This is a genomic window from uncultured Planktosalinus sp. (genome assembly GCF_963973675.1).
GTDB lineage: Bacteria > Bacteroidota > Bacteroidia > Flavobacteriales > Flavobacteriaceae > Planktosalinus.
The window spans coordinates 1-9,719 of sequence record NZ_CAXBAN010000051.1; the positions used below are offsets into that span (position 1 = coordinate 1).

Annotated in this window: 9 protein-coding genes; 5 read left to right on the forward strand and 4 right to left on the reverse strand. The window is 34.5% G+C overall.

From position 1 onward, the window contains the following. Positions 1-180: 180 nt before the first annotated feature. Complete coding sequence (gene pruA, locus AACY61_RS03370; protein WP_339610178.1) at positions 181-1,812, reverse strand: L-glutamate gamma-semialdehyde dehydrogenase; 1,632 nt, start codon at positions 1,810-1,812, stop codon at positions 181-183. Positions 1,813-1,942: 130 nt separating this feature from the next. On the opposite strand from pruA, the gene AACY61_RS03375 reads away from it, so the two are divergent. Continuing rightward, positions 1,943-2,644 (forward strand): NRDE family protein, encoded by a 702-nt coding sequence (locus AACY61_RS03375; RefSeq protein ID WP_339610180.1) that lies wholly within the window; start codon positions 1,943-1,945, stop codon positions 2,642-2,644. Here the strand turns inward: AACY61_RS03375 and apaG are convergent. From apaG to AACY61_RS03390, 3 genes are read right to left on the reverse strand one after another with little or no spacing between them, the layout of a single operon-like run. Then, entirely contained in the window at positions 2,641-3,027 is a 387-nt protein-coding gene (gene apaG / locus AACY61_RS03380) for a Co2+/Mg2+ efflux protein ApaG (protein WP_339610182.1), read from the reverse strand. The two genes, AACY61_RS03375 and apaG, sit on opposite strands and share 4 nt — an antisense overlap. A 4-nt stretch (positions 3,028-3,031) precedes the next feature. Continuing rightward, positions 3,032-4,183: a DUF3667 domain-containing protein gene (locus tag AACY61_RS03385; protein ID WP_339610184.1), complete on the reverse strand. Its 1,152-nt coding sequence runs from the start codon at positions 4,181-4,183 to the stop codon at positions 3,032-3,034. A gap of 9 nt (positions 4,184-4,192) precedes the next feature. Next, a complete protein-coding gene (locus AACY61_RS03390) occupies positions 4,193-5,443 on the reverse strand; it encodes a DUF5103 domain-containing protein (protein WP_339610186.1) in 1,251 nt (416 codons plus the stop codon). Between the two features lie 229 nt (positions 5,444-5,672). Between AACY61_RS03390 and AACY61_RS03395 the strand changes: the two genes are divergently transcribed. From AACY61_RS03395 to AACY61_RS03410, 4 genes are read left to right on the forward strand one after another with little or no spacing between them, the layout of a single operon-like run. Further along, positions 5,673-7,025: a Na(+)-translocating NADH-quinone reductase subunit A gene (locus tag AACY61_RS03395; protein WP_339610188.1), complete on the forward strand. Its 1,353-nt coding sequence runs from the start codon at positions 5,673-5,675 to the stop codon at positions 7,023-7,025. 3 nt (positions 7,026-7,028) lie between these two features. Beyond that, the gene (locus AACY61_RS03400; RefSeq protein WP_339610189.1) at positions 7,029-8,252 is read left to right on the forward strand and encodes an NADH:ubiquinone reductase (Na(+)-transporting) subunit B; all 1,224 of its coding nucleotides are present in this window, start codon (positions 7,029-7,031) and stop codon (positions 8,250-8,252) included. Between the two features lie 2 nt (positions 8,253-8,254). Then, positions 8,255-9,007 carry a Na(+)-translocating NADH-quinone reductase subunit C gene (locus AACY61_RS03405; RefSeq protein ID WP_339610190.1) on the forward strand — a complete coding sequence of 251 codons (753 nt, stop codon included), beginning with the start codon at positions 8,255-8,257 and terminating at the stop codon, positions 9,005-9,007. A 3-nt stretch (positions 9,008-9,010) separates the two neighbouring features. Next, the gene (locus tag AACY61_RS03410; protein ID WP_339610191.1) at positions 9,011-9,658 is read left to right on the forward strand and encodes an NADH:ubiquinone reductase (Na(+)-transporting) subunit D; all 648 of its coding nucleotides are present in this window, start codon (positions 9,011-9,013) and stop codon (positions 9,656-9,658) included. Positions 9,659-9,719: the final 61 nt, after the last annotated feature.

Below are 9,719 nucleotides of genomic sequence, written 5' to 3' on the forward strand. Positions count from 1 at the left end.
TTTTGAGCCTTCAAAATTTGGAGTTGCTGTTTATGTTGTTGATGAAAATAACAATGCGCTAAATGCTCAACACGTAAAAGCAGGAGTGAATGTAGGTTTTGAATAAATATTTAAGTATTACAAATGAAAAACGCCTGGCATTTGTCAGGCGTTTTTTTATTGAATTAAATGGAAGAATTTTTATTTTTCATCTAAAAATGGATACCTGTAATCAACAGGTGAAACAAAAGTTTCTTTAACCATTCTTGGAGATACCCATCTTAACAAGTTCAGTTTAGAGCCTGCTTTGTCATTTGTTCCCGAAGCTCTTGCACCTCCAAAAGGTTGTTGACCAACGACAGCACCTGTTGGCTTGTCGTTGATATAAAAGTTTCCGGCTGCATTTTCAAGAATATCAACTGCTTTTTCAAGAGCATAACGATCTTCACTAAAAACCGCACCTGTCAAAGCATATTCAGATGTTCCGTCTACTAGATGCAATGTTTCTTCCCATTGACTGTCTTCATAAACATATATTGTAACCACAGGCCCAAATAATTCAGTGCACATTGTAGTGTATTTTGGATCTTCAGTAAGAATAACTGTAGGTTCAATAAAATATCCTTGTGATTTATCATAATTTCCTCCTACTACAATTTCTGCATTTGAGTCTTTCTTTGCTTGGTCAATATAACTTGCAAGTTTATCAAAAGAACCCTCGTGAATAACTGCTGTGATAAAATTACCCATGTCTTCTGGCGAGCCCATTTTAAAAGATTTAAGATCTTTAGTAACTTGCTTTTTAACAGCAGGCCATAAACTTTTTGGAATGTAACAACGTGATGCTGCAGAACATTTTTGTCCTTGAAATTCAAACGCTCCTCTTGATATTGCAGTAGCAACTTGAATTGGATTGGATGATTTGTGTGCAACAATAAAGTCTTTACCACCGGTCTCACCAACAATACGAGGGTAAGTTTTATATGTATTGATGTTTTCACCAATTTTTTTCCATAACATTTTGAACACATCAGTTGATCCCGTAAAGTGAAGTCCTGAGAAATCAGGATGACTTAAAATAATATCAGTGATCATTACAGGGTCTCCCATAACTACATTGATAACTCCATCAGGTACTCCTGCTTCTTTAAAGACATCCATAATGACCTTAGCAGAATACACCTGACTGTCGCTGGGTTTCCATATAGCAACATTTCCCATCAAAGCAGCACTGGCTGGAAGGTTTCCAGCGATTGCGGTAAAGTTAAAAGGAGTTATTGCATAAATAAACCCTTCTAATGGGCGGTATTCCAAACGATTCCATGCACCTGAAGTTGATTCGGGTTGTTCAGCATAGATTTCAGTCATATATTGCACATTAAATCTTAAGAAATCAATCAACTCACAGGCAGCATCAATTTCAGCCTGATAAATATTTTTTGATTGTCCGAGCATAGTCGCTGCATTAATTTTTGCACGGTATGGTCCGGCAATTAACTCTGCTGCTCTTAAGAAAATTCCGGCGCGCTCTTGCCAAGGCATTTTAGACCATTTTTTTCTTGCTTCAAGAGCTGTTTCGATTGCTTCTTGAACGTGTTTTTTTTCTGCTTTGTGATAGTTTCCAAGAATGTGTTTATGGTCGTGAGGCGGAGCCATAGTGGCAGTGTTTCCGGTTTTTATTTCTTTACCGTTAATGTATAAAGGCACTTCGATGGTGCTATTATACATTTCTTTGTAAGTAATTAATACTTCTTCTCTTTCGGGGGTTCCGGGGGCATAGCTTTTTACAGGCTCATTTTTGGCTACCGGAACTTTAAAAAATCCTTTTCCCATATATTGTTGTTTTTACAGTTTTTGAATTGTTTGCGAAGGTACAAATTTTTAAAGAGTCTATTTTTAATTCTGTGTTACATCTTTACCTGAAATTTTGTAATTTGTTGTTCAAAACTAGGGTTTAACTATCATGTGTACAGTAACATTTATTGCAAAAGATTATCAAGATTTTATTCTAACCTCAAGCCGTGATGAACTTCCTGAAAGACAGACTTTAGTACCTAAAGTCTATAATGAAAAAGGGACGAATTTGATTTATCCTAAAGATTTGCTTGCAGGTGGTACTTGGATTGGTGTAAGTAGTAAAAAACGAATGGTAAACTTACTCAATGGAGCCTTTAAACCTCACAAACGCAAACCTCCTTATAGAAAGAGCAGGGGAGTTGTGGTTAAAGATATATTACTCCTTGAAAATTTATTAAATGGTATAATGGATTATGATTATGAAGGAATTGAGCCCTTTACAATTATTTTGGTGGATTGGAAAGCCGGACTAAAATTATACAATTTGGTATGGGATGAACAGCAATTGCACTTCAAAGAACTTTCCTTGACATCAAATATTTGGAGTTCATCACCTTTGTACTCTACTGAAATGAAAAATGAAAGAGAAACATGGTTTAATGCGTTTCTTAAAAAGTCAAACATTGATTCCACTCAATTAATAAAGTTTCATAAAACTGCAGGAAATGGTAAAAAGGAAGAAAATTTAATTATGGATAGAGGATTTATCAAAACTGTAAGCCTGACACAAATTATAAAGAAAGGCGACACTATTAAAATGAACTATGAAAATCTTCAGACAGGAAGAACTAGTTGTGTAATACTCTAATTCAAGGCATGAGTTGCACTTAGTCTAAATGAAGGCACCTTAACCCTGAAAGCTTTCGTAGTAGTAAAATTAACCATCCTGTAATAACCCTTCATTGCACCAAAAGGTGATAAAAGCAAACATCCTGATGTGTAGGTGTGTGTTTCTCCAGGTTTTAAAACAGGTTTTTTACCAACCACTCCTTCACCTGACACAACTTCTGCTTTGTTTAGTGCATCTTTAATCTTCCAGTAACGGGAGTTTAATTGAACAGAGTCTTTACTTTGGTTTTCAATGGCAATTTTATATCTAAAGGCATAATGTATTTTATAGTCTTTATAAAATGTGCCTTCAAATTTAGTTTCTACTGAAATTTTTATCCCTTTTGTAACTTGTTGTACCATTGTTTTAATACATTGAAAACGAAAGCAACGCATAGCCCATCGCTGCAAAGACAGCTAAGATAGTAAATAAAGTATTTAGAATCACAAATTTAACGAATGTTTTAAATCTGTTTTGGAGGTAAAAATTCCGCATTGCTTTATAGAGATATATTAAAAAAGCAAAAAAAGCAAGAGATGTAAAAAAAGATGTGTTTAAAAAATAGTCAAAAAATAATGTGATAATTAATAAAACAAAAAACAAACTTTGAACATGAAAAGCAAAAATCAAATGTTCCATATATGTATACTGTTTTCGTCGGATATATATAAGTTTTATGAACAAAGCAAAAATTGGCATAAATAAAAAGATTACAATGGGAAGCTTGGAGATAAAATAATTGTAAGCAAAATCTGTATTGTTGATAAAGAAATCAAAATCCATCACCTTTTTGTACAACCATCTGTTTTTTGCAGAGTTTTGGTGATTTAATTTTGCTAAGGCGTCTGACGTTTTTAAGTCTTTGTTATCCGTATAAAAGTCACTGTAAACTTCAATTCTACTGGTGTAACTTTTTCTGAAACTCATGTTAGCTAACTCCTCTTCGCTAAAATATCTTAATTTATTTCCAGGTATAGGCTCATTTACTTTTTTTTCAGTTTTTAATGAATCAATATCGGTATTGTTTAGTTCTTTTAACGCACTTTTTAGTTCTAGAGTTGCATCTTTGTCGTTACTGGTTTTAATATCTGAACTTGTTAAAGCAGAAGGTTTGCTGTTATTGTCTAGAGTTAGATCAGAAATTTTATTGATCAAACCACTGAATAAAAAAAAGATAATACTCACACTGAGGTAGAACCTAAACGGATTGGCATAGCGCATTCTTTTCCCTTCGACATATTCTTTTGAAATGATGCCCGGTCTAAACAACAGTACTTTGAGTGTTCTTATAATTCTGCTGTCATACGCAAAAATACTTCCAAAAAACTCATTGAATAGGTCGTTAAAATGGAGTTTTTTTGTGGAGTTGAGCTGTGAACAATTTGGGCAATATTTATCACTTTTATCTAGAGGGTGATCACAATTCAGGCAGTTTTCTCCTCTAAATTTTAGAGATTTCCTGCCTGTTTCAGTTGAGGGAATTGAACTGGCAAACCAAACGGATAATTTATCCAGCATTTAAATTAATTAGTTGTTAGTGATATTTTCAGAATTATTGCTTCCAACACCTATAATTTTATCATAACGGCCACCCAAATCCCGATAATAAACCACAACAGTGTAATCATTTTCAGTCTCATCAAAATTTCCACTTATTATGCCTTCCTGAATGGTGCCATCTTGTTCTTTAATCACATACTTATAGTTGTAAAAACCTTGTTTAAATAAATATTTTAAACGATAGGTGTCAGTTGATGTGTCATAATTTAATCTTGTTGATTGATTGGTGTTATAATTATTGAAATTTCCGTAAATATGAATTTCTTCCCCATTGTTTAAATCTTCATAATACTGTAATGCAAAATGAACCCAAACATACTCTGCGTCGACGCTGGATTTTTGTCCTCTGATATTTCTTACTAAAAAGTTCCCGTTTATATCAGGATTAAAAGTATAGGGTCTGTCTTTTCTTGAAATGTTGGTGTAAAGATAATTAATAAAAGTGTCTTCCATAGCCACCCTTCTTATGTTGACAGTTGCACCTCTCACATCGCTGTTGTCAAAATTGTAGTATTCATTACCACCCCAGAATGAAGCTTCCTGGTCATATCTGTAAATTAGCTCGTTTCCAAGGGTATATTGAGGCTTTAAATTAGTAATAGCAGTTTTTAAATTGCTGTTTTGAAGGACAAGTGTTTTTACGTTTTGGTTCGGGTTAATAAAGGTAGTATTGGTAGAATTAATTGAAAAATGGACAACCTGTTTAGAATGGATGTAATTCAAATCCCTGGAACGCTTAATTTCAACACCAACATTGGCAAGGTCTTCATATATCATAAATTTTCTGGAAAACAATAAATTATTGCGGTCGTCAAAAATACTGATAAGGTAATTTCCGCTTTTGGTTAATGCTCGGGTATCACGATTTGGAATATTGAGTACATAATGAGAATACATTTGTAGAGTATTGAACGAGTTTTCATAAAAATCTATGCGCATGTCATCAAATCCATCAATATATTCACCTTTAGAAAGGTTTGAAGGAGTCCAATCAAAATTGAAGTGCTCGATTTTGTAGTAATAATCTCTTTCATCTCCATTAATGTCATCAAAAGATAATTGAAAACGCTCGCCAAGCTTTAATATAGGTAATTGGGCCTGCGGTGTATTTCCTTGAAATGTGATTGTTTTAATATGTGTTGGTGCAGGAGTTTCGGTTACTTGACTTAGTAAATAAAATGGTAAAAAAAATACCAGAAAAGAAAAGAAATAATTCATTGTTAAGGATAGTTTGTTTGGAAATCAATCAGCTGTAAATATAGTCAAAAAATCTAGTTATGATAAATTGGAATTATGTAAACATCTTTTTATTTAGAATAGTTATAAATAGTAAATATACTTATTTTATCATTTAGAAATACGTACCAAAATTTGTAAATTTGCGGTCTTTTATAGCAGGTCATTTGTCCTGTTAGATTTTTAAAGTAAACTTTAATACTTACATCCTATGTCAAAAGACATTAGAATCAAAAAAGGGTTAGACATCCGTTTGGTTGGTGAGCCCGAAAAAGCACTGACAAATGCTCCAAGATCCCGCACTTTTGTAATTAAACCATCAGATTTTCATTTGATTACTCCAAAAATGGTACTCAAAGAAGGTGCCAAGTTTAAAGCCGGAGATATTTTGTTTTACCACAGAGAAAATGAATCAATTAAGTTTGCAGCACCTGTTAGTGGAACACTTACCGAAATAAAGAGGGGAGCAAAACGAGTGATTACTCACATCGTTATCACTGCAGATTCTCAAGACGAGTATCGCGAATTTAACCAGCTTGATGTTTCAAAAGCAGAGCCAGAAGCAATAAAAACAAGACTTTTGGAATCAGGTTGCTGGGTATTTGTTAAACAACGACCTTATGACGTGATAGCAAATCCAGAAAAAACTCCCAAAGCAATTTTTATATCGGCGCACGCAAGCGCTCCTTTAGTAGCCGATTATGATTTTACTTTAAGCGGGAAAGAAAAAGAATTACAGACTGCAATACACGCCTTTTCAAAACTAACCAAAGGTAAAATACATGTTGGAATAGGTTCTAATGGAACCTCTCCTTTTGAAAATTTGGTTGGAATTACATTACATAAAGTTTCAGGTCCACACCCTTCTGGGAATGTCGGTACATTAATTAATAAAATAGACCCAATAAATAAAGGTGAAACCGTTTGGACTTTAACACCACAAGATTTAGTTGTCATAGGGGAATTACTTCTTAAAGGAAAATTTAACGCAGAACGCATTGTTGCGCTTTCCGGATCTTCATTGAAAAGTCCCAAATATTACAGAACCAAAATTGGAGCAGAGGTTTCAACTATGGTTTACGATTCAGGATTGAATGGAGAAAATGTCAGAATTATCAGCGGAGGTGTTCTTTCAGAAAAAAAAGTCCCCGCCGATGGTCATTTGGGTTATTATGACGATACAATTACAGTGATACCTGAAGGAGATGATTATGAATTTTTTGGTTGGAACAAACCAGTGTTTAATAAAATTTCACTTACAAGAGCATTGACATTCTCCTGGCTTACACCCAATAAAAAATATGTTTTAGACACCAATACAAATGGCGAACACAGAGCGTTTGTGCAAACAGGAATGTATGAGCAGGTTTTTCCACTTGATATTTATCCAATGCAAATAATGAAAGCTTGTATGGTAGAAGATCTTGACGCAATGGAAGAGCTGGGAATGTTTGAAGTAGCTCCCGAAGATTTTGCACTCACCGAATTTGTGTGTGTTTCAAAACAACCCCATCAGGAAATTATCAGAAAAGGATTGGACCTAATGTACAAAGAAATAGGATAAACTATGAGTTTGAAAAATAAATTACACGATTTAAAAATGAAGTACAAAGGCACCAAGATGGCGCCTGCTTTCAATGCACTTCACACGTTTTTGTATTTGCCAAATGAAACTACACATTCCGGTAGTCATGTTAGAGGAGCAGATGATTTAAAGCGAACGATGAATACTGTTATTATCGCTTTAATTCCTTGTTTAATATTTGGAATATTTAATGCTGGCTATCAACACTATTCAGCCATCAATGGTTTTCCACAAGACTTTTCTCTGTTTGAACATTTTATCAATTGGGAAAACTTTGTTTTGGGAGCCTGGACAGTTCTGCCTTTAGTGATTGTTTCTTATGGTGTAGGTCTTGGAGTTGAATTCTTATTTGCTGTAATAAAAGGGCATGAAGTTGAAGAAGGTTACCTAGTTACTGGAATGCTAGTCCCGCTTATTGTTCCAATTGATACTCCTTTGTGGATGCTTACAATTGCTGTCATATTTGGTGTAGTGATTGGAAAAGAAATTTTTGGTGGAACAGGAATGAATATTCTGAATCCTGCTTTAACAATACGTGCATTTTTGTTTTTTGCATATCCAACCTGGATGAGTGGTGACAAAGTTTGGGTGCATGGCGCTGTTGAACGCGATGCACAAATTGCCGCAGGTGCTACTGATGTTAGTGCTATTTCGGGTGAAACAATTCTTGGTACATTAGCTCAAAACAACATACCAGATTATTCCATAATGGAAATGTTCTATGGGTTTATACCGGGATCAGTTGGTGAAACCTCAACTTTGCTAATACTTCTTGGAGGCTTGTTTTTACTCTATACAAAAGTTGCAAGTTGGAGAATAATGCTGAGTTCTGTAGTTGGAGCATTAGTAATGGGTCTTATTTTTAACTGGGTAGTTGATGCAGGTATTATTACTGAATCGAGCAATTTCTATGGATTAATGAATGTAACCTTTTGGGAGCATCTTATAATTGGAGGGTTGGCTTTTGGTATTGTTTATATGGCCACCGATCCTGTAACAGGATCTCAAACAAATAAAGGAAAATGGATCTACGGATTTTTTATAGGGTTCATTTCTGTAATGATCAGAGTCTTTAATCCAGCTTATCCGGAAGGAGTTTTCCTTGCTATATTACTGATGAATGTTTTTGCACCAACTATTGACCACTATGTGATTAGAGGAAATGTGAAAAGAAGAAAAAACCGTTTAAAAGTTAAAACTGCATAATCATGGCTAAGAAAACTGATAACAATTTATACACTATTGGATTTGCCATTGTGATGGTGGTTGTCGTGGGTTCACTTCTGGCATTTATAGCATCGTCTCTAAAGCCAAGAATTGTCGAAAACCAACGATTTGAAAAGCAACAAAATATACTCTATGCGATGGGAGTCCATAACAATGAAGGTGATAATGACGTGAGTTTTATTTCAACAGACAGAGTTGGAGAGGTTTTTAATACTTACATCACGAAACAATACTATGCTCAGGGCGATCAACTCATTGAAGATGATGAAGCTTATTTGATAGACCTTGCCAAAGAAGAATCTGCTGCAAAAAACTCTAATTATCAAAAAAGACTTCCCATATTTATTGGAGAAAAAGAGGATGAGACCTTATACATCATCCCAGTTACCGGAAAAGGGCTTTGGGATGCAATATGGGGCTTTGTAGCTTTGGACTCAGATTATGTCATTCAAGGTGTTTATTTTGACCATAAAGCGGAAACTCCCGGGTTGGGTGCCAACATCAAAGAGCGCTTCTTTATGGATGATTTCAAAGGTGAACATATATTTGACGAAGACGGAGATTTTGAAGGAGTGGATGTTGCAAAAGGTAACAACGACCCTCTAAACAACAGAAAACAAGACAATCAAGTTGATGCTATCGCAGGTTCAACAATCACCGGAAACGGTGTAACTGCCATGCTACGCACCTATTTAAGAGAATATTTACCTCATTTAAAATCTTTAAATCAATAAGAAATGGGATTATTATCAAAAAAAGACAAAGCTTTAATATTAGACCCTCTAACAGATAACAACCCCATCACTATTCAGGTATTGGGTATTTGTTCAGCACTTGCAATCACGGCACAATTAAAAGCCTCTATTGTTATGGCTTTATCTGTAATATTTGTTATGGGTGTAGGGAACATTGTGATTTCTCTTATGAGAAATATAATCCCTTCTAAAATTAGAATTATAGTACAACTGGTTGTTGTAGCAACACTCGTTATAATTGTAGATCAGGTTTTAAAAGCTTTTTCTTATGAATTGAGTAAGCAATTATCAGTATTCATTGGTCTAATTATAACCAACTGTATCATTATGGGACGATTTGAAGCTTTTGCACTTGGTAATGGTGTTTTTCGATCTTTCCTTGACGGTATTGGAAATGCTTTAGGGTATGGTGTGATTCTTATCATTGTTGGGTTCTTCAGAGAATTATTAGGATCAGGAACACTTTTAGGAATTCAGGTATTAGGTGACCCTATTGCAAAAACTGGACTGTACTCTATAGGCTATGAAAACAACGGGTTTATGTTGTTATCACCAATGGCCCTTATAACTATAGGGATTATTATCTGGGTACAACGTTCAAGAAATCCAGAACTAGTAGAAGAAAATTAATATTAAAGTTTGTTAGTTTACAACTAAATACAAAACAACATGGAGCACATTGAATTATTTT